This window comes from Blautia sp. MSK.18.38, assembly GCF_024460535.1.
Taxonomy (GTDB): Bacteria; Bacillota; Clostridia; order Lachnospirales; family Lachnospiraceae; genus Blautia_A; species Blautia_A fusiformis.
Genome location: NZ_JANFYP010000014.1, coordinates 29208 through 49569 on the forward strand (window position 1 = coordinate 29208; position 20362 = coordinate 49569).

Below are 20362 nucleotides of genomic sequence, written 5' to 3' on the forward strand. Positions count from 1 at the left end.
CTTGAAAACACTGGATTTGTCGCAGGTGAGCTTTCCCTTATTTTTTCCCTTGTGTTATATCGTCCCATCAGTGTTTATGAACTCTGATAAGGGCAAATACAAGGGCAAAAAAATTATATAAAACAGTATAACATAAAATAAAAGTGACATGGTGGACTGATTGAAATGCTTCTTAATTTTTGCTACTAATGATTGATTAAATGATAAGGAGATGGGATACGATGAGAACAATATTTGCAGAATACAATCCACAACGAAACAGCATTGACATTTATACAAATGTTGGCTATATGCTTCGCATTGACTGCTGGGAAGCCGAAAAGGATTTAAAAACCACACCCGGATCAGACTGTGCATTGACTTCACTTGCAGTCGATGAACCACTTGAATATGCGAGATTATATCTTGAGGGCAATTTACAGATGTGGGTAGATGCTATCCCTGATACCTTATTCTTTCTACCAGCGTTTCCTTTTTCAGATTACTGCTTAAAACACAGGAAAGTACAATCTGCAACAGACCGACCAAAAAAATCATAATAAAAATTGGTACGATTGGAACATGATAGATATTCATTCCAAATATTCCATTATGTTTTGCATAGGAAAAAAGTGCATAGCCGAGCGGCAGACCAATGATCAAAGCTACACATATGGTACCAACCGTAAACATCATTCCCTGTAACTGCAGACATAAATTTAATTGTTTATTTGTCATACCCACAGCCTGTAATACACCATATTCCTGCTTTTTTGTCGTAATATTCATGATTATGGTGTTTGCCATATTCATAAAACCGATGAGTCCTACAACCGCCATAAACAGATAACAGCCAAGCTTCATCATGCGAGCTGTGAATTCTGCAGATTGTAACTGTGCATGATAGGTATCCATTTTTATATGCGAAGTATTAGAAATCAAAGTATTCAGACTCTGTTCCACAGATGCAACATCTTTTTTATCACAGTCCACCCACAGATAGCCATAGGCTGTTCCCCTCGGATTCATGGAACGGTATACACCTTCCGGAATGACAAGATAAGTGTCCGCGCTTACAAAGGATCCTGCAATCTTTCCCTGATAGGTATAGGTTTCACTTCCATTCTCAAAGTCAAATGCAATGGATTCACCCGGAGCATATCCATCTTGTTCCATCCACATCAACCAACCAAAGAAAATTTCACCATTCTTTACCGCCTGATCATAGTCCATAGAGCCAATATCCCCGTCTTGGCGCATAAAATCAAAATCATTTTTACTCACAATATCAACCGGAAATCTTGTTCCGTTCAGATTTACAGAGACAATCTCTCTCGTCATGACATCTGTCACTCCTGGAATGCTTTTGATTTCTTCAATCATTGAATCATTCAATGGATTATCCGTCAGAATCGTATCCAGATTATTCTCCGGATATCTTTCATCGTACTCAGCAGAATAGTCAAGCTGCAGTTCAAATTGTCCATGATTAACGGAAAGACGTGCTTCATGCTCCGTATCAATATTTCCTACATAATTAGAGATAATCACAAACAATGCGCAGGAAAGCCCCAGTGTGAGGATGGTACCAATGGTTCTTTTTGGATTACCCGTTATATTTACCATTGCCATAGAAAACACGGTGACATTTTTTCTGCCATTTCGTTTTCCTTTTTTGTGTGTTTCTGCATTTTCTAAATACCGTGTTGCTTCGATAGGTGAAATCCGTGAAACAATTTTCATTGGTTTACGCAGCGCCAAAGCAACGGTAAAAAATGACACGAAAATACATAGAAGCATAACAGGCAGGGAAAACAGTGGCATCTGCTGATTTTGGACTCCCATAGAGCCAGTTCCGGTTGATACAAGTTTTCCCTGTTCTAACAGCCAGTTAAAACCGCATTTTGCAATCAGAAAACCAAGAAGCAATCCAACTGGTATTGAAGAAATTGTCAAAAACATACCCTCTCTGAAGATCAGTTGTTTCATCTGCTTTTTTGTCGCTCCCAGAGCCTTGATTTTTCCATACTCCTGTATCTTGTTGGCAATACCGACCTGAAAAATATTATAAATGACCACAACAGAGAAAAGTACAATTGCAAGAATCAAAACCCCGCATACCGCAATCGTTTCATAACTCGGCTGCAAGACCCATTGCAAATAGAGATCATTGACTATAACGTTTTTTTCTTCGATCCCACAAGCTGCTGCAATCTGCTTTATAACCGAATCAATATTATTCATAGATACATTTGCAGAATCATTTAAAGTAAAATAAATATTATACTGTCTGTCATTCTCTGCGACGTGCTCATCATAAAACTCCTGTGACCCGAAAGCAACATAAGATGCCTCGATGGTATACTCATCCCGATCATATAGGATTCCGCTGACAACAAATTCTTCCGGCTTATATTCTGACTGCATCCCTGCGCGGTAATCCAGTGTAACCGTATCTCCGATCTTTACATCACCATACCCCATTGCACGAAAAAATGCTCTTCCTGCGGCAATTTCCTGCATTTTTTCCGGATACTTTCCTTCCTTCAACTCATATTCTTTATTATAAGGAAGCATTTTTCTTGCAGTCTCATCCATGCAGACAAACCCGCCTTTTTCATTGCCTTTTATGATACCTTCGGTGCACATAGTGCCTGTAGCATCTATTTCCGCACGGCGGTTTACTTCTTTTAACTGCGATCCGTCTGCGGAAACAAACAGACCATAATTGCTTCCATATGATCCTGCCGCCTGACTTTTCTGTAAATGAATTACCCCATTTCCCACAGTACTGATGATAACAAGCAGCATCGTGGTCAGACAGATTGCCATCATGATCAGTATACTTCTTGTCCTGTTCCTTTTGTCATTGCTATATGCAATCCTGCTTATTGTCTTCATCTGAAATCCACCACCTGTCCGTCCTCAATCACCAGAATACGGTCAGCGACCTGTGCAATTTCGTCATCATGGGTAATCATTACAATTGTCTGTCCATATTTTTTTGCTGTCATCTTAAGCAGAGCGATTACCTCATCACTGGTCTTAGAATCAAGATTTCCTGTCGGCTCATCTGCAAATATAATTTCCGGACGATTCACCAGTGCTCTTGCAATTGCTACTCTCTGCTGCTGTCCTCCGGATAACTGATTTGGCAGATTATAAATCCGGTTTTCAATCCCCAGAGTTGCAATAATATCATTTACATACGCTTCATCCACTTTTCTTCCATCCAGCCCCAGTGGCAGTACAATATTTTCCCAGACATTAACAGATGAAACCAGATTAAATGCCTGAAAAACAAATCCGATTTTTCTTCTGCGGAAAACAGCAAGGGCATCTTCCTTCATCCTGTATAAATCTTTCCCTGCTAAAGTAACACTGCCTTTTGTCGGGGTATCAAGCCCTCCAAGCATATGAAGTAATGTACTTTTACCGGAACCTGACTTTCCAACAATTGCGACAAATTCTCCCTGCTCAATCTGAATGTCCACCTGATTGACCGCTTTGACCTGATTCTCACCTGCGCCATAAAACTTACAAAGCTGCTTGGTTTCTAATATCACACTCATGTGTTGCCTCCTTTTCAATTCTGTAAAGCGTACCTTTTCAGCACGCTTTCTTTGCCTGTTTATATATTTGGTCATTTTTCAACCTACATCCAAATTGTATCAGGACAATCTTTCATTTCACTTTCAAAAAACGAGCAGAAATCTTACAGAATTGTAAGATTTCTGCTCACTTAAAATTTAACCAACATATGGTAATTGAATCACAAACATGCTTCCTTTTTTCTTTTTGCCGGAGGTTACCGTAATCGTACCTGCGTGTTTTTCGATAATTTCTCTCGATAGAAAAAGTCCGATTCCTGTACCACTCTTTTCCATGACCTCCTTGGAACTTCCTCTGTAAAATCGTTGAAAAATTTTGTGATACTCATTCTGCGGAATACCAATTCCCTGATCCTCAATTTCCATTCTTACAAGATCGTTTCTTTTTTGTAACCGGATAAATATTTTTGAACCACACGGACTGTACTTGACCGCATTATCCAGAACGTTGATCACAGCTTCACCAAGCCACCTTTTATCCTGCATAATCGTGCATGTTTCCAGCTCTTTTTCATAGTCAAAAACGAATTCAATTTCTTTCTCATCCGCTTTAGGATAAGTGCGGTTCACAGCAGATATGACAGTATCCATAAGCGGAAGTTTTTTCTTATTAATCTGAATCAGTCCAGTTTCCATCTTGGATATTTCAAGAAGCGACTGCAATAATGTCTCCAGTCCATCCAGAGCACTCCGACAACGGATACGAAACTCCTCCTGTTCTGTGGCACTTAAGTCATTCTGCATCAGCACACTAAAACATGTATCCAAAGCTGCAACCGGTGTCTTTAACTGGTGAGAAATATCAGAAACCATTTCTTTCGTGTTCTCCTTTTCTGCCCTTGCTTCTTCCTTTATCAACTGAATATGATGTCCGATTGCTTCAAGCTGGTCATTCAATTTTTCCAGTTCTGCATGATTTTCCGTTTTCAGTAAATCATCAAATTTATTTTCACGGAATCTGATCAGAATTTCTTCCAACTGGTCTAAAATTTTCTGATGACACGCATCTTCTTTTTTCTTCCAATAAAGTAAAAAAGTCAAAAGAAGCACGCATATCACAGTGCTTACAGCACCGGTCACCATAACCTGATGCCGGAATTGCGAATAAAATGCATTCCCTTTATTCCCCCAGTATCCATATTGCTCCAATAATCGCCTTCCCTGTTCGTTAGTTTCAATATCCTTATCCTTAAGCAATTCCGAAACAGCATCCAGCCCGGAAAATTCTTCCTTTGCAGCAATCTCTGTCATAAGATTCATTTTATATTTATAATCTTCATAAAACACATACGTGGTAAAGCAATTTAATATTGCAAACACTAATATGACCGGCAATACCAAAGACAAGGCTGATGTGAGTTTCCTGTGATATCTCTTTGTCACTGCCTTACCTCCTGATTCCATATATACCCAAGACCTCTGATATTCTTTATATAGACCGGTGCAGCCGGATTGTCTTCGATTTTCTCACGGAGTCTTCTGATATTGACAGCGATTGTATTTTCATCCACAAAATCCCCTTCCAGATCAAACACATTTTCCAATATTTGTGTTTTTGAAAGAATCTTTTTCGGATTCTGAAGAAAAAAAGTCAGCATTTTCAACTCCGTTTTTGTCAGACTGATTTCACGACTCTTTATCAGGACTTTCATTTCTCCTGCGATAAATACGATATCTCCCGAAATCATCTTTCCAGCTTCCGTTTTCTCCTGTCTGCGACGGAAATATGCTTCTATTTTCAAAAGAAGTACCGAAAGACTAAACGGCTTGGTAATATAATCATCCGCCCCTGCTTCATATCCCATAACCTGATCCATCTCCTGATCTAGTGCTGTAAGACAAATAATGTATGTATTATAATTGCATCTCATCCACCTTACAAATTCCAGTCCATTCCCATCCGGAAGATTCACATCACAAATGGTAACATCCACATTATTATCACTTGCAATTCTTTTCGCTTTTTTCACTGATTCTGCTGAAAAAACCTCATATCCGGATTTTTTCAGTGAAAATGTAATTCCACGATTTAAATTTTCATCATCTTCAACCACGAGTATACCTGGCATAGCATCTGACCTCTCTTTATTAACTATTCATCTTAAAATGCTTCAATGCCTCCACAATTGCACTCTCTTTATCTTCTGGACACTGCGGTTGCCTGCTATCTTCATTTTTAGGTAAATTATATTTCTTTCCAACCTCAATTCCGCATTTTCGCTTTACCTGTGAGATATACAGATTGGAAACCTTCATGCCGGCTTTTGTTTCAGTTGGGACAAAAGAACCACAGTCTCCACATGGACTCCCTGCGGAAACATATCAGTAGTAGAAACCCGCACCAGTTCATAATCCTCCGCACACAGCACCTTCAGATCCCTCGCCAGTGTCGCACTGTCACAGCTCACATACACAACCCTCTCCGGCTTCATTTTAAGGATCGTATTCAGAAGTACCTCATCACAGCCCTTCCGTGGCGGGTCTACCACGATAACGTCTGCATAAACGCCATTCTTCTCATACTCTCTCGGCAGCACTTCCTCTGCTTTTCCGACAAAAAACTCTACGTTCTCAATGCCATTGAGCTTCGCATTCTCTCTTGCATTGTCAATGGCCTGTGGTACGATCTCCACGCCGCGGACGAATTTTGCTTTCTGGGCCAGGAACAGGGAGATAGTTCCGATTCCGCAGTACAGATCCCAGACAGTTTCATTTCCCGTAAGGCCGGCGTACTCCAGAGCCTTTCCATACAGTTTTTCAGTCTGGATGGGATTGACCTGGAAAAAGGACAGGGGAGAGATCTGATAGGAAATATCTCCGATGCTGTCCGTTATATAGGACTGTCCCCAAAGGAGGCGAAGCTGATCACCCAGGATCACGTTGTTCCGTTTTTTATTAATATTGATGGTAATGCTGGTCATTTCCGGAATTTCACAGAGTGATTCCACAAGAGCCTTTTCTGCAGGGATCTTATCTCCGTTTAAGATCAGACAGACCATCATCTCATCTGTATGGAAACCATAACGAATCATAATATGACGTACAAGACCTTTTCCCGTGGCCTCATCGTAGGGCTGTACATGATATTTTTCCATGTGTCCGATCACACGGTCCAAAACCTCTTTATTCTGTTTCACTCCCAGAATACATTCTCGGTTATCAATGATGGAGTGGGTTCTTCCTGCATAAAAGCCTGTGATGATCTTTCCGTCTTTATTTTTTCCTACTGGAAACTGTGCCTTGTTTCGATAATGATAGGGGGCTTCCATCCCCATGATCGGTTCCATATCAAGATTCTGAAAACCTCCGATTCTTTCCAGATGTCCACGAACCTTTTTCTCTTTAAATTTCAGCTGCTGCTCGTAGGATAACGCCTGAAGCTGGCATCCTCCGCACTGGCGGGCAATAGAGCAGGCAGGTTTCACACGGTATGGAGACGGTGTGATCACCTCCATCAGGCGGCCATAGCCATAGTTCTTTTTTGCCTTGATGATCTTGGCTTTGATCCGGTCTCCGATCACGGCGTCTTTCACAAAAACGGTGAAGCCATCGGCTTTCCCGATACCTTCACCGTCAACTCCGCAATCCTCTATATCTAAAGTGAGTATATCGTTTTTACGGAATTCCATGTATTAAATATCTCCTGTTCTTCTTAAATTGGACTCAAAAAGCCGGTTGAAACCAAGCCATTCTTTTTTGCCTTTGTCTGCGTGGAAAATTTCTGTCAGTGTCTCCATCCTTGCATCTGTATTGTCTGCCAGATTCAGGGCAACTGCCTCTGCAAGTGCCGGCTTCTTGGGAGAACCGTACTCCAGCTCACCATGATGTGCAAGAATACAATGGATCACCTGATTTTCAAGCTTCTCCGGAAAATCCGGGATCTCTTTTGCAAGATCATGTACCATCTGTGCCCCGATCACAATGTGTCCCAGAAGCTGGCCCTCATCTGTATAATCATTCATAGGAAAAGTAGAAAGCTCCTTGGTCTTGCCCACATCATGAAGAAGAGCAGTTGTGATCAGAAGATCACGGTTCAACAGCGGATACGCATTTGCCATGTAATCACAGAGACGTGTCACTCCAAGGGTGTGCTCCATCAGTCCGCCGATAAATCCATGATGTACGGTCTTGGCTGCGGAATGTCCTTCAAACACTTTCATAAATTCCTGATCTTCCACAAAAAGCTTCTTCAGGAGCTGAGAAAGATAAGGATTTTTCACACTGTTGATCAGGTCGCGCAGCTGGCTCTGCATATCATCCACACTGTTCTCACTGGTAGGAAGATAATCTGCCGGATCATACTCCCCTTCTCCTGCCTTGCGTGCTCTCTTGATATTCAGCTGCATGGCGCCTGCAAAGCTTGTCACATCTCCCATGATCTCAATATAATCCAGCGCATCAAACTCATCAATTCCCAGAGAATTGGGATCCCAGATCTTACCATCGATCACACCTGTTTTATCCTGAAGGATCAGATTCTCATAGGGCTTGCCATTTTTCGTTGTAGCTGCCTGTTTCTGTTTGCAGAGATAGATCCCGTTTACTCTGTCTCCCTCATGTAATTCATTTAAAAAACGCATAAAATTATTGCCTTTCTGTTCTTTTTACTTTCAAAGCAGACATACTCACAAACACATCTGCTTCACACTTTGCATTTATAGCCAGACTTTCTTTATGATCTTTGGCCGCATCCCGGTCCGGGCTTTCTGGCATTTCTGCACAGTTTCCACTTACTTCCGGGCTTTATTCAGTATCATAACACATTTTACTTTCCTTTGCTATGGAAATCATGTAAAATAGGAAACGAAGTGTTTTTTTGCATATCCTGTGTTACGCAGAAAAGCACAGAATCAACAGAAGTAACAAAAAGGAGTAACTATAGCAACAATGAACAAAAAAGCATACAAAGCACTTGAATACTATAAAATCATAGATCTGCTCACAGACAAGGCATCCTCCCCCATGGGAAAAGATCTCTGTCGAAAGCTTACCCCTTCCACAGACATTGAAGAGATCCGGTCCATGCAGTTGCAGACACACGATGCCCTTGCACGCCTGTTCAAAAAAGGCGGCATTTCCTTCGGCAGCGTCAAGGACATCCGCGGCACATTAAAACGTCTTACTGTTGGCAGCGCCCTAAATGCACCGGAGCTGCTTTCTGTCTGCAGTCTTCTTGAGAATACCGGTCGTGTAAAGGCCTATTCCAGAAGTGACCGTGATGACGGAATGACCGATTCCCTTGACGGAATGTTTGCAGCACTGGAACCTCTGACACCCCTCAGCACAGAGATCCGCCGCTGTATCCTTTCTGAGGATGAGATCAGTGACGATGCCAGCAGCACGCTTCGTCAGATCCGCCGCAGCATCAAAGCCACCAACGACCGGATACACACCCAGCTTTCTTCTCTGGTTGCAGGAAGTGCCAGGAATTATCTTCAGGATTCCGTTATCACCATGCGCGACGGTCGCTACTGTATCCCGGTAAAAGCTGAATATAAAGGCCAGGTTCCCGGTATGATCCACGACCAGTCTGCCACAGGTTCCACTCTTTTCATTGAGCCTATGGCTGTTGTCAAGCTGAACAACGATATCCGCGAGCTGGAGCTGAAAGAGCAGAAAGAGATCGAAGTGATCCTTGCATCCTTAAGCCAGCAGGTAGCTGCTGAGCTGGAAGCTATTCACGCAGATCTTTCCATCATGGTACAGCTGGACTTTATTTTTGCCCGTGCCGCACTTGCCATGGACATGAACGCCAGTGAACCTGTTTTCAACACAGAAGGCCGGATCCGGCTTCGCCAGGCCCGTCATCCACTGATCGATAAGAAAAAAGCCGTTCCTATTGACATCCGTCTCGGGGATGATTTTGACCTCCTGGTTGTCACCGGACCAAACACCGGTGGTAAAACTGTTTCCCTGAAAACCGTAGGTCTTCTTACCATGATGGGACAGTCGGGTCTCCATATCCCGGCGCTGGATCGTTCCGAACTTGCACTTTTCCGCGAGGTTTATGCTGATATCGGAGATGAGCAGAGCATTGAACAGTCCTTAAGTACCTTCTCCTCTCATATGACAAACGTGGTTTCCTTCCTGAAATCCGCAGATCAGGATTCCCTGGTCCTCTTCGATGAGCTTGGTGCAGGTACGGACCCTACAGAGGGTGCCGCTCTTGCCATTGCGATCCTGTCACATCTTCACGAGCAGGGTATCCGTACCATGGCAACCACCCATTACAGCGAACTGAAGATCTATGCCCTCTCCACTCCAGGTGTGGAAAATGCCTGCTGTGAATTCGATGTGGAAACCTTACGTCCGACCTACTGCCTTCTGATCGGTGTTCCGGGAAAAAGTAACGCATTTGCCATTTCTTCCAAGCTGGGGCTTCCGGATTTCATCATCGCCAAAGCAAAGGAACAGATCAGCGAGCAGGATGAATCTTTTGAAGATGTTCTGACATCCCTGGAGCAGAGCCGTGTCACCATCGAAAACGAGCGTGCTGAAATTGCCCGTTACAAAGAACAGGTAGAAGAGCTGAAAAAATCTCTTCAGGAAAAAGAAGAAAAGCTGGATGAACGTAAAGAGCGGATTCTCAGAGAAGCCAATGAACAGGCACATGCAATCCTCCGCGATACCAAGGAATACGCAGATCAGACCATGAAGCTTTTCCATAAATTCCAGAAGGATCACGTAGATACCGCTTCCGTGGAAAAAGAGCGCCAGAACCTGAAAAAACGTATGTCAAAAGCCGAAAATGGAATGTCTTCCAGGCAGCAGAAGCAAAAGCCAAAGAAACAGCTGAAGCCATCCGATCTTTCTCTTGGCGATACTGTAAAGGTGCTCAGCCTGAATCTGAAAGGAACAGTTTCCAGTTATCCGGATTCCAAAGGATATCTCTTTGTGCAGATGGGTATCATACGTTCCAAGGTTCATATCTCCGATCTGGAGCTTGTGGACGAGCCGGTGATCACCACTCCGTCCATGCAGCGTACCGGCGCCGGAAAGATCCGTATGTCCAAGGCAGCCAGCATTTCCACAGAGATCAATCTTCTCGGAAAAACCGTAGATGAGGCAGTTGCAGAGCTGGATAAATATCTGGATGACGCCTATATCGCACACATGAAATCCGTCCGTATCGTTCACGGAAAAGGTACCGGTGCCCTCCGCAAAGGTGTCCACAATTACCTGAAGCGCCAAAAGCACGTAGCTTCCTTCCGTCTCGGCGAATTCGGAGAAGGCGATGCCGGCGTGACCATTGTAGAATTCAAGAAATAAAAAGGAGCTGAAGCCATGGCTACAAAACAGAAAATCCTCATTGTTGACGATGACAACAACATTGCAGAGCTGGTTGCTCTCTATCTCACAAAAGAATGCTTTGAGACTAAGATCGTAAATGACGGCGAGGAAGCCCTGAAGCAGTTCCATATTTTTCACCCGGATCTGATCCTTCTGGATCTCATGCTTCCGGGCATTGACGGATACCAGGTATGCCGTGAGATCCGTCACACCTCCGATGTACCGATCATTATGCTTTCCGCCAAGGGAGAAACCTTTGACAAAGTCCTGGGACTGGAACTTGGAGCGGATGATTACATCATCAAGCCTTTTGACTCCAAAGAGCTGGTGGCACGTGTCCGTGCGGTACTGCGCAGATTTCATGTAAAATCTCCGTCTGCCGCGCCAAAGGAAAAATGTGTTTCCTATCCGGATCTGGTGATCAACCTGACCAACTATTCTGTAACTTATATGGGACACCAGATCGATATGCCGCCAAAGGAGCTGGAGCTTCTCTATTTCCTGGCAGCTTCTCCCAATCAGGTTTTCACAAGAGAACAGCTTCTGGATCACATCTGGGGCTATGAATACATTGGCGATACCAGAACCGTAGACGTTCACATCAAACGTCTCCGTGAAAAGATCAAGGATAATCCAAACTGGGCTCTTTCCACAGTCTGGGGGATCGGTTACAAATTTGAGGTAAAGGATTCATGAAACAGCATCTTTATACTAAACTGCTGATCCTGTACTTTATGCTGGGCGGAATCTGCTTTCTGCTGCTTTCCTCCGGTGGCTCCTACCTGGTAGAAAAAAGGCTGGAGCGCTCTACCGGAGAGTCCCTTTACCGCACTGCCAGCCAGCTGGTTTCCAAAAATGAACTTCGTCAGGCTGTAAAAAGCCCCAAAAACGAATCCCTCACCCTGGCTCTTTCCTCTGCAGCAGCCTTTCAAAATGCAGATTTCTGGGTTATGGATACAGATGGGAACGTTCTGATAAACACAAACCAGCAGTCCTCTGATTCCGGTGATATCACCGTCAGGAACTTCCGACCGGAAGATTACGAAGATACCTGCTATTCCTCCGGTACGTTTTACGGGACATTAAAAACCACACAGCTAAGCACAGTCGTTCCCATAAAAGATACGGATCTGGTGACTGGTTATCTGGTGATCCACTACCCTATGAAAAACCTCTACGAAAGCCGCAGCAATATCGTAGAGGTTATGATCCTGATCTTTATTGTGATCTATGCACTGTTTTTCAGTTTTCTTCTGATCTATTTTTACAGGGTCCACAAACCTCTGAAAGAAATCTTAAAGGGTGCCCTGGAATTTGCCAACGGAAATCTTACCTACACGATCCCCGTAGATTCTGAAGATGAGATGGGATATCTTTCCCACTCCCTGAATTACATGGCAGACAAGCTGAACAAAAACGGAGAGTATCAACGACAATTCATTTCCAATGTGTCCCATGATTTCCGCTCGCCTCTGACCTCCATCAAAGGCTATGTGGAAGCCATGCTGGACGGTACCATCCCACCGGAAATGCAGGAACGTTATCTGAAAGTCATTGCTTTTGAATCCACCCGTCTGGAAAAGCTTACCCGAAGTCTCCTTACCTTAAACGAACTGGATGTCAAAAAGCGTATGATGCATATGCGGCGTTTTGATATCAATGAAACGATCCGTACCACAGCCGCCACCTTTGAGGGAACCTGTTCGGAACGAAACATCCGTCTGGAGCTCCTCCTTGCGGGAAAAGAGCTTTTTGTCCGTGCAGATATGGAACAGATCCAGCAGGTACTATACAATTTATTGGACAATGCGGTAAAATTCAGCAGCGACAATTCTTCTATCACACTGGAAACCACAGTCAATCATGGAAAGGTTTTTGTCTCAGTCAAAGACCATGGAAGCGGAATTCCAAAGGAAAGTCTTTCCAGAATCTGGGATCGTTTCTATAAGATCGATGTCTCCCGTGGAAAAGACCGCAAGGGTACCGGGCTTGGCCTTGCCATTGTAAAAGAGATCATCAACGCTCATAAGCAGAATATCAATGTGATCAGCACCGTAGGTGTTGGAACAGAATTTATCTTTACACTGGAAAAAGCAAAATAAAACATCAAAAACCTCTGATCCGGAAGGCTGTAAAAGAAATATCTCTCAATATCTCCTACAGTATTTCCAGATCAGAGGTTTTTATTTACTCTTTGCAGGCTTATTTCCAATCGTAATTTCTCAGATGGCCTTCCAGATTCATATGCGTAAAATTATGCTGTCGCAGCGCCTCATAAAGCACAATGGCAACTGAATTGCTTAAATTCAGGGAACGGATATCTCCGATCATCGGGATCCGCACGCAGGTTTCCTGATTGTTTACCAGGATATCCTCCGGGATTCCCGCACTCTCCTTGCCAAACATAATGAAACAGTCATCCTCATACTGCACATCTGTATAAGTCTGAGGTGCCTTGGTGGTTGCGTAATAAATCTTTGCTCCCGGATTCTTTTTGAGAAAATCCTCATAGTCCAGATATCTGGTCACATCCAGATGTTCCCAATAATCCATACCTGCACGCTTGATGGCCTTTTCATTCAGGCGAAAACCAAGCGGTTCGATCAGATGCAGCCTGGTTCCTGTTGCCACACAGGTTCTGCCGATATTTCCTGTATTTGCCGGAATTTCCGGCTCATGGAGCACAATATTCAAAACTCCCATTTATTTTTCCTCTTTTCTACATAGCATTAAATATACAAAATATGCATTCGCAATCCGCTTCGCTGCTTGCTCATGAGATCAAAAAGCCAAGCTTTTTGGTCTCATCTTCTGCCGGGCGTTCCAGATATCTGGCATTTCCGCCGCTGTAAAGAAGCCTGTTATTTCCGGAATCGGTCTGCCCGATCACTGCTGCCATGATCCCCTCTCGCCGCAACTGCTGCACAAACGCATCACCGCCATGGATTCCCATAAGAATACTTCCGCCGGAAAGCAGCTTGTACGGATTCACATCAAAGATCTCACAGATCTCTATGGTTTCCTGTCGGATGGGCACACTTCGAAGATCTGCACTAAGACCTACTCCGGATGCCTCCGCCATTTTCCAGAGGGCAGCAAGAAAGCCGCCTTCTCCCATCCGATATCGGGCACTGGCTCCGGATTCTTCCGCCATTTTCCAAATTTTATCATTCTCTGTTCCTGTTCCGTAAACCTCAGGAAGCTTTACAGCATCCTCGAGAAACCGTTCTGCAAAAAACTCCCGCAGCCTGTCATAATAATTCTTTGTGATCCATGCAGTTCCTTCTGCTGCCACAGGGCCTGCCACGATCAGCTCGTCTCCCGGCATAAGCCGTCCGTCTATCTCTGCCTGAAGCGCCTCCAGTGCTTTTTTTCCAAGTTTCATAACTGCCGCCTTAATAAAGGATAAGCGAAAGCACTGTCGGAACTACCATTGCCAGTACCAGAATAACTGCGATGATCGCTGTGATCACTTTTCTTTTTTTCGGATCAAACATTCCCATAATTATCATTCACCTCATCTGTAATATCCGTTAATTGCGCATTGTTGGTCAAAGGATCCCTGTCTGTATAATCAAAAAGAAGCTTCTTTCCATCCCGGAACACCTCGATATGGGCGGTTTTCGGGATTTTTTTCGCTTTCCGGTAATCCCAGATCAGCCGCTCATACGGCTTCTGGTCTGAAGCAAAGGATGGCCTGCTCTTTAAATTCTCTCGAAGATAAAGATCCAGGAGCATTACATCGGAAAGTGCTTCCGACGGGATCTCTTTCTGTTCTCCGGCAAACTCCATAAGGATCTCATAGCGCCTCATCCTGGAATGAGAGATCTCCGAGTATCCTTTTTTCTCATAAAATCTGCCAAGTGCCTCATACATCCGGAAAGGATCGTCAAAATACTTCTCCAGAAATACAAGGGTATTTTTGAACTGCCCACTATTATAATACACTTCCACCATACTTTCCACCATTTTCAGCCTTAAAATCTCCCCGTAGGTCATCCAGGCTGTGGAAAGTACCTCATAGGGTTCCCGATCCTTGTAAAGAATCTGATATTCCCCTGTCATTTCCATCATGTGTGAACCCTTCAGCACCTTCAGGAAACCAAGCTGAAACTGTTCCGGACGCAGTGCGTAAACATCACAGAAGGACTTATGGAAGCTGTCATATCCCTCATAGGGAAGTCCTGCGATCAGATCCAGATGCTGGTGGATATTTCCAAAGCTGTGGATCTGCTCTACAATCCCTTTCAGCTTTTCAAAATCCATGGTTCTCCGAATGGCTTTGATAGTCTGAGGATTGGTAGACTGTACACCAATCTCCAGCTGGATCAGGCCCGGACGCATGGTTTTCATCAGCGCCAGCTCCTCCGAACGGAGAAGATCTGCTGAAATCTCAAAATGAAAATTGGTGATCCCGTTATCATTCTCCGTAATATACCTCCAGATCTCCATGGCATGGTCATGCTTGCAGTTGAAGGTACGATCCACAAATTTGACCTGAGGAACTTTATTATCAATAAAAAACTGCAATTCCTTTTTTACAAGCTCAATATCACGGAACCGAAGCTTCTTATCTATGGAAGAAAGGCAGTAACTGCAGGAAAAGGGGCATCCCCTGCTGCTCTCATAATAAATAATGCGGTTTTTAAACTCTGTAAGATTGCTGTATGCAAACGGAACTTTACTTAAATCCATCAATTCCCGCCAGCCCGTGTGTACAATATCCCTGCCTTTGTTTTCATCACGAAAAGCCACTCCGCGGATCCCGCTCAAAGTTTCCGGTTTTCTTTCTATATAATAACCTGCCAGTTCATGGAAGGTTTCCTCTCCTTCTCCCACCATCACTCCAAAAAACGCAGGATTCTTTTTCAGAAATTCCACCGCATCGTAGGATACCTCCGGGCCTCCTGCCCAAAACTCCACCTGTGGAAGGATTTTCTTAAGATCCGGCACCAGCTCCCTGACAAAAGAAATATTCCAGATATAGCAGGAAAAGCAGACCACATCCGGTTGCTCCAGATAAATATCTTTTAAAATGTCATCCCTGATCTGATTGATCGTATACTCTTTGACCACAACCCTGGAGCTGTATTCTCCGGAACAGGATTTCAGGTTATATACCGCAAGATTGGAATGGATATATTTTGCATTGCATGCTGCAAGTAAGATTTTCAAATTTTATATTCTCCTAACTTCTGTCGGATAATTTCTTTCCCCGGCAGTTTTCATTATTTCTCTGTTGATCCTTTTCGCTTTATGATTATAACGTTCCCGCCACCGGATGTAAATAGAAAAACAGGGGTTACTGTTCACTGGTAATATTCCGCGAGGTGTTTTTTGTGAGCGAAGGTCACAGAAAACCCGAGACATACCGCGCGAATTTATGCGATCAGCATAAATTCTGTGCATCGCGAAGCGTGTTGCTGAGAACGGAGTGAACAGTAACAAACAGGGATTTCCCTCCTGCCGCAAAAATGCCGTTTTTGTTGTATTTCCATCCAAACAGCGTTAAAATGAGTACTATATATTTTTATAAAGGAGTAATCTTTTTATGGATCGAAACAGCTGTCTGAATTATTTTCAGGCGTTTCCCTTCTGGGAACATATGACGGAAGAAGATCGGAATTTTCTTCTTGATAACATTCGCGAGCTTCATTACCCGGCAGGTGCTGCCGTACAGTCTGAAGAGCGCCAGTGCCTGGGAACTCTTTTTCTTCTGAAGGGAGTTATCCGTGTTTATCTACTGTCCGCTCAGGGAAAAGAGGCAACCCTGTACCGTTTAAGGGACAGTGACATCTGCACTCTTTCCGCCTCCTGCATGCTTTCTGCCATTACATTTGATGTACAGATCGATGCAGAAACAGACTGTGATCTGCTTCTGCTTCCGGCAGTTCCTTTTTCCCGGCTGATGAAAAACAATATCTATCTGGAAAATTTCATCTACAAACGGACAACTGAACATTTCTCAGATGTGATCGCAGGAATCGAACGGACATTTTTTATGACTCTGACTCAGAGAATCGCAGCCTTTCTTCTGGATGAAGCTGCAGATACCGGTTCCGATGAGCTCGCTCTCACACAGGAAGCCATCGCCCGCTCCATCGGAAGTGCCAGAGAAGCTGTCAGCCGCAGCCTTAAAAAAATGAATAAAGACGGCTCTATCCAGATCTCACGGGGATCGATCCGCATTCTGGATAAAAGACGTCTTTATGAAATGATGAATACTTTTTAATTTGAAGATGTTTTAGGTGCCGGCTGCAGGATCCACCAGAACAGCATCGGCATAATAGTCATTACCGGCCACATATAACGGATCATCCCATTTACAGGAGACACAAGACATATCAGTATATTCAGCACCGGTATGGCAAAGATCAGGAGTTTTTTCCATTGCTTCTTCACCAGAAGATACCCCATCAGCAACAGAGTAAGCCAGGTATACGTTCCTGCACTTAAGATAAGTCCCAGCCCAGGTGCACGCATCCATAATTCATCATAAAGCCTGAATAGATACTGGATCTTTTTTGGGCCCACATAGCTGACATCGATCCCGGATTTTTTCTGATACAGTTTATCTATGTAAAACCGGTACACGCCCTGCTGTCCTCTTCCCATATGGAACGGATCATTATAGCTGTAGGTGTTATTCAATGTCGCCTGGACATATACTCCCGGATGACGACGGAACATGGCAAACCAGGCTTTAAAATAATCTTTCATGTATCCATCCAATTTAGGATCATTATCATCATCTCTGAACCTGAATGTGATTTTCACGGGATCCGACAGTTCCGGATTATACTTCTCGGCAAGAACATCATAATCCAGGATCCTGTTTATCGCTTTCTTCTCACTTGCGGTTACATCATCCGGATATTCTCTCAGATATCGGGCAGTCTGCTGAAACGGTACCGAAAGCATTTCACATCGGGATCCAGGTGCCACGCCAAGGGCAGGTGCTGCCCCCTTTTCTACGCCCAGATAGCAGGCAAAAACACAGACAGCCACAATAAATGCATATTTCCTCGCGCCCTTTACCAGGAAGAAAAACAAAAGGATCAAAGAAGGCAGGACTAGATGAATGCCATTATTTCGGGTAAGACAAACACTGATTCCCAGAAGAAATAAATATACTGCCTTTCTCTTGGAAAAGGAATGACAAATATCTATATACACTGCAAAATACAAAGTAATGACTGCCGTATACAATCCGTCTTTGATCACTGCCTGGGCATAGCTTCCAAATATGGGAACAAATGCAAACAGCAGAACAGTACCAAAAAGTATCCATTTTGGAGCCTTCCATCTGTACAGATAGCGGACTACCGCACTGTAACACCAGATTTCCACAGAAGTAAACACAATGACGATCAAAAATACTCCAAAATTATAACACCAGATAGTTTTTCCAAGTGTCAGCAGTCCACCCATGATCATCGACAGGACCCATGGATGATGATTGTCCAGCGGCATAGCTCCCAAAAATACATCCAGCTGCCGAAATCCATCTGCCGGGATCGAACCTGGGAGAAATGCCAGGATAAACGGTGTCCATCCAATGATCATAGATATCTTTGCCAGGCGGAACCACATTACTTCTTCCTCTCTGGCCGGGATACGCCCGCAGGCCTTTCGGAAAAACTCCATCTCAGGAATCCTCCAGAAATAAGTGATTCCCATATCACAGATAATATAAAATCCTATAAAGCATCCGGCTGAGATCAGGATCTGTTTCTTTGCGCCAAACAGAAAATCCCAGCTTCCATTTGTAAAATAAGAAGTTCCAAGAAGCATTCCCGCCGAAAAGATCACTGCCAAAACATGTGCCTGCCAGTTTCTGTATTTCCGATAGCCCTCCCATCCTTTCACGTATAAAATAAGAAGCAGGATCCATGCAAGCAAGCTCATGCATCCCAATCCATTATAAACATCGCTCATTTTTTTTGCAGAAGTATTTCCATCCATTGGAAGGCCCGTAAAAGAAAAGGCCAGCGCTGTGATCATTGCCGCGATCACAGGCACTGCATTCTTTTTTATTATTTTCTCATCCATATTTTTATTAACCCTTGTCTAAAATTTTCAGTAAACCAACAATGCTCCGGAAACCGTTTCGGTTCCCAGAGCTGTATCTGTTTTTTCTGTTTTCTGTTTTGGTTACTGAAGCGCTGCCTCAAGCTCTGTCTTTGATGTCAGTCCCACAAAACGTGCGGTCTCTTTTCCTTCTTTGAATACCAGCAGTGTGGGGATACTCATGATCTTGTACTGCTGTGCCAGTGATGGCTCTTTGTCTACGTCAACCTTGCCAACCTCATATCCGGCTTCTGCAAGCTCTTCCACGACCGGAGCCTGACGTCTGCATGGTCCGCACCAGGTTGCCCAAAAATCTACCAGTACCGGCTTTTCTGCCTTTAATACCTCAGTTTCAAAATTGTCTGTTGTAAAAACTTTTGCCATGATAAAATTCCTCCTTGATCCTGTATTTATTTTTAGTATCAGCTTATGCTTACGCCTTCAGAAGCTTCCGCACATACTGACAGGCGGAAAGTCCTGCCTGGGCACCGTCATGAACAGCTTTTGCCACCTGGAGAAGTCCACCGGTGCAATCACCTGCTGCATACAGTCCCGGAACTGTAGTCTCCATCTCTTCATTGACCCGGATATTTCCTTTTTCATTCAGTTCCGCTCCGATCTGGCGGGCCATCTCCGAGCTTCCGGCTGTACCAAGTGCTACAAAGACTCCCTCTGCCGGCACAAAAGAATCTGCTCCGGTACCTGCTTCCTGCATGGACACATCACTTTTCAGGCGGATGCCGGAAACACGCTCATCTCCTTCGATCGCCTGGATCTTCATGGTGTTAACCGGAAGCGGATTTTCTCTTGAAAATTCCGGTTTCTTTCCATCTGTAAAGATCGTCACACGGGAAGCGGTATGAGAAAGTTCTTCTGCTTCATGAAGAGCAAAATCACTGTTTCCAAGCACTGCCACTTCTTTTCCTCTGTAAAAAAATGCGTCACATACTGCGCAGTAGCTGACACCTTTTCCCTCAAATTCCTTTACTCCCGGAATCCTGGCAGAAGCTCTCCTGCTTCCGGTTGCCAGGATCACGCTGCGTGCCTCAAAATCTCCTGCGGTAGTTTTCACCTCAAAAGTATCAAAACCACCCATTCCCACAACCTGGGCATCCAGGATCCGTACTCCAAGTGCTCTTGCCTGGGCAAGACCTCTTTCGAAAAGCTCTCTGCCGGACAGCGGCTGCTCCAGTCCGTAATAGTTCTCGATCTTCTCCGCTTTTTCCAGTGAACCGATCCCTGTATTTATGATCAGCGGATCCATATTTCCTCTTGCCGCATAAAGTGCTGCCGAGATCCCGGCCGGACCTGCTCCTATGATAATGATATTCTCCATTTCAGGCACCTGCTTTCTTCTTCGTTTGGATCTGTTCTATAATATACGCTTCGCATTGGTCTGTTTCTGTGATCAG

17 protein-coding genes are annotated in these 20362 nt (G+C 44.1%); 5 read left to right on the top strand and 12 right to left on the bottom strand.

Annotated features, from left to right (window positions below):
* Positions 1–221 precede the first annotated feature (221 nt).
* Entirely contained in the window at positions 222–539 is a 318-nt protein-coding gene (locus NE638_RS10065; RefSeq protein WP_244094830.1) for a DUF6061 family protein, read from the top strand.
* On the opposite strand, the gene NE638_RS10070 is transcribed toward NE638_RS10065, so the two are convergent.
* The 6 genes from NE638_RS10070 to NE638_RS10095 form a co-directional block, all read right to left on the bottom strand.
* Complete coding sequence (locus NE638_RS10070; RefSeq protein WP_173746130.1) at positions 436–2880, bottom strand: ABC transporter permease; 2445 nt, start codon at positions 2878–2880, stop codon at positions 436–438. The genes NE638_RS10065 and NE638_RS10070 overlap by 104 nt on opposite strands.
* A complete protein-coding gene (locus NE638_RS10075) occupies positions 2877–3551 on the bottom strand; it encodes an ABC transporter ATP-binding protein (protein ID WP_006426335.1) in 675 nt (224 codons plus the stop codon). The genes NE638_RS10070 and NE638_RS10075 overlap by 4 nt, the downstream gene beginning before the upstream one ends.
* 177 nt (positions 3552–3728) lie before the next feature.
* A complete protein-coding gene (locus tag NE638_RS10080; RefSeq protein ID WP_173746131.1) occupies positions 3729–4994 on the bottom strand; it encodes a sensor histidine kinase in 1266 nt (421 codons plus the stop codon).
* Positions 4970–5659, bottom strand: a complete 690-nt coding sequence (locus NE638_RS10085) for a response regulator transcription factor (RefSeq protein WP_173746132.1) — start codon at positions 5657–5659, stop codon at positions 4970–4972. Before NE638_RS10085 ends, NE638_RS10080 begins: the two co-directional genes overlap by 25 nt.
* A gap of 183 nt (positions 5660–5842) precedes the next feature.
* The gene (rlmD, locus tag NE638_RS10090) at positions 5843–7219 is read right to left on the bottom strand and encodes a 23S rRNA (uracil(1939)-C(5))-methyltransferase RlmD (RefSeq protein ID WP_173746133.1); all 1377 of its coding nucleotides are present in this window, start codon (positions 7217–7219) and stop codon (positions 5843–5845) included.
* A gap of 3 nt (positions 7220–7222) precedes the next feature.
* A complete protein-coding gene (locus NE638_RS10095) occupies positions 7223–8170 on the bottom strand; it encodes a 3'-5' exoribonuclease YhaM family protein (protein ID WP_173746134.1) in 948 nt (315 codons plus the stop codon).
* Positions 8171–8477: 307 nt separating this feature from the next.
* Here NE638_RS10095 and NE638_RS10100 point away from each other — a divergent pair, with 307 nt between their 5' ends.
* Genes NE638_RS10100 through NE638_RS10110 form a run of 3 tightly spaced genes read left to right on the top strand, consistent with a single transcriptional unit; the run spans position 8478 to position 12982 of the window.
* The gene (locus NE638_RS10100) at positions 8478–10859 is read left to right on the top strand and encodes an endonuclease MutS2 (protein WP_173746135.1); all 2382 of its coding nucleotides are present in this window, start codon (positions 8478–8480) and stop codon (positions 10857–10859) included.
* A gap of 15 nt (positions 10860–10874) precedes the next feature.
* A complete protein-coding gene (locus tag NE638_RS10105; protein ID WP_015524367.1) occupies positions 10875–11576 on the top strand; it encodes a response regulator transcription factor in 702 nt (233 codons plus the stop codon).
* Positions 11573–12982: a sensor histidine kinase gene (locus tag NE638_RS10110; protein WP_147603469.1), complete on the top strand. Its 1410-nt coding sequence runs from the start codon at positions 11573–11575 to the stop codon at positions 12980–12982. Before NE638_RS10105 ends, NE638_RS10110 begins: the two co-directional genes overlap by 4 nt.
* Positions 12983–13082: 100 nt before the next feature.
* On the opposite strand, the gene trmL is transcribed toward NE638_RS10110, so the two are convergent.
* From trmL to NE638_RS10125, 3 genes are all read right to left on the bottom strand, one after another.
* On the bottom strand, positions 13083–13583 hold the full coding sequence (trmL, locus tag NE638_RS10115) for a tRNA (uridine(34)/cytosine(34)/5-carboxymethylaminomethyluridine(34)-2'-O)-methyltransferase TrmL (protein WP_015524365.1): 501 nt from the start codon (positions 13581–13583) through the stop codon (positions 13083–13085).
* 70 nt (positions 13584–13653) lie between these two features.
* Positions 13654–14265: an AIR synthase-related protein gene (locus tag NE638_RS10120; RefSeq protein WP_022426652.1), complete on the bottom strand. Its 612-nt coding sequence runs from the start codon at positions 14263–14265 to the stop codon at positions 13654–13656.
* Between the two features lie 104 nt (positions 14266–14369).
* Positions 14370–16055 carry a B12-binding domain-containing radical SAM protein gene (locus NE638_RS10125; RefSeq protein WP_173746136.1) on the bottom strand — a complete coding sequence of 562 codons (1686 nt, stop codon included), beginning with the start codon at positions 16053–16055 and terminating at the stop codon, positions 14370–14372.
* Between the two features lie 376 nt (positions 16056–16431).
* On the opposite strand from NE638_RS10125, the gene NE638_RS10130 reads away from it, so the two are divergent.
* A complete protein-coding gene (locus NE638_RS10130) occupies positions 16432–17112 on the top strand; it encodes a Crp/Fnr family transcriptional regulator (protein ID WP_173746137.1) in 681 nt (226 codons plus the stop codon).
* On the opposite strand, the gene NE638_RS10135 is transcribed toward NE638_RS10130, so the two are convergent.
* From NE638_RS10135 to NE638_RS10145, 3 genes are all read right to left on the bottom strand, one after another.
* Positions 17109–18932 carry a DUF6020 family protein gene (locus NE638_RS10135; protein ID WP_173746138.1) on the bottom strand — a complete coding sequence of 608 codons (1824 nt, stop codon included), beginning with the start codon at positions 18930–18932 and terminating at the stop codon, positions 17109–17111. The genes NE638_RS10130 and NE638_RS10135 overlap by 4 nt on opposite strands.
* A gap of 102 nt (positions 18933–19034) precedes the next feature.
* The gene (trxA, locus tag NE638_RS10140) at positions 19035–19334 is read right to left on the bottom strand and encodes a thioredoxin (RefSeq protein WP_021651804.1); all 300 of its coding nucleotides are present in this window, start codon (positions 19332–19334) and stop codon (positions 19035–19037) included.
* A gap of 49 nt (positions 19335–19383) precedes the next feature.
* Positions 19384–20286 carry an NAD(P)/FAD-dependent oxidoreductase gene (locus tag NE638_RS10145; RefSeq protein WP_021651805.1) on the bottom strand — a complete coding sequence of 301 codons (903 nt, stop codon included), beginning with the start codon at positions 20284–20286 and terminating at the stop codon, positions 19384–19386.
* Between the last annotated feature and the right edge of the window lie 76 nt (positions 20287–20362).

Bases quoted from the DNA above. Each gene is read 5' to 3' on its own strand.
- NE638_RS10080 (WP_173746131.1), bottom strand. From the start codon at position 4,994: ATGGAATCAGGAGGTAAGGCAGTGACAAAGAGATATCACAGGAAACTC.
- NE638_RS10065 (WP_244094830.1), top strand. From the start codon at position 222: ATGAGAACAATATTTGCAGAATACAATCCACAACGAAACAGCATTGAC.
- NE638_RS10085 (WP_173746132.1), bottom strand. From the start codon at position 5,659: ATGCCAGGTATACTCGTGGTTGAAGATGATGAAAATTTAAATCGTGGA.
- NE638_RS10135 (WP_173746138.1), bottom strand. From the start codon at position 18,932: ATGGATGAGAAAATAATAAAAAAGAATGCAGTGCCTGTGATCGCGGCA.
- NE638_RS10070 (WP_173746130.1), bottom strand. From the start codon at position 2,880: ATGAAGACAATAAGCAGGATTGCATATAGCAATGACAAAAGGAACAGG.
- NE638_RS10095 (WP_173746134.1), bottom strand. From the start codon at position 8,170: ATGCGTTTTTTAAATGAATTACATGAGGGAGACAGAGTAAACGGGATC.
- trxA (WP_021651804.1), bottom strand. From the start codon at position 19,334: ATGGCAAAAGTTTTTACAACAGACAATTTTGAAACTGAGGTATTAAAG.
- NE638_RS10110 (WP_147603469.1), top strand. From the start codon at position 11,573: ATGAAACAGCATCTTTATACTAAACTGCTGATCCTGTACTTTATGCTG.
- NE638_RS10075 (WP_006426335.1), bottom strand. From the start codon at position 3,551: ATGAGTGTGATATTAGAAACCAAGCAGCTTTGTAAGTTTTATGGCGCA.
- rlmD (WP_173746133.1), bottom strand. From the start codon at position 7,219: ATGGAATTCCGTAAAAACGATATACTCACTTTAGATATAGAGGATTGC.
- NE638_RS10105 (WP_015524367.1), top strand. From the start codon at position 10,875: ATGGCTACAAAACAGAAAATCCTCATTGTTGACGATGACAACAACATT.
- trmL (WP_015524365.1), bottom strand. From the start codon at position 13,583: ATGGGAGTTTTGAATATTGTGCTCCATGAGCCGGAAATTCCGGCAAAT.
- NE638_RS10130 (WP_173746137.1), top strand. From the start codon at position 16,432: ATGGATCGAAACAGCTGTCTGAATTATTTTCAGGCGTTTCCCTTCTGG.
- NE638_RS10120 (WP_022426652.1), bottom strand. From the start codon at position 14,265: ATGAAACTTGGAAAAAAAGCACTGGAGGCGCTTCAGGCAGAGATAGAC.
- NE638_RS10100 (WP_173746135.1), top strand. From the start codon at position 8,478: ATGAACAAAAAAGCATACAAAGCACTTGAATACTATAAAATCATAGAT.
- NE638_RS10145 (WP_021651805.1), bottom strand. From the start codon at position 20,286: ATGGAGAATATCATTATCATAGGAGCAGGTCCGGCCGGGATCTCGGCA.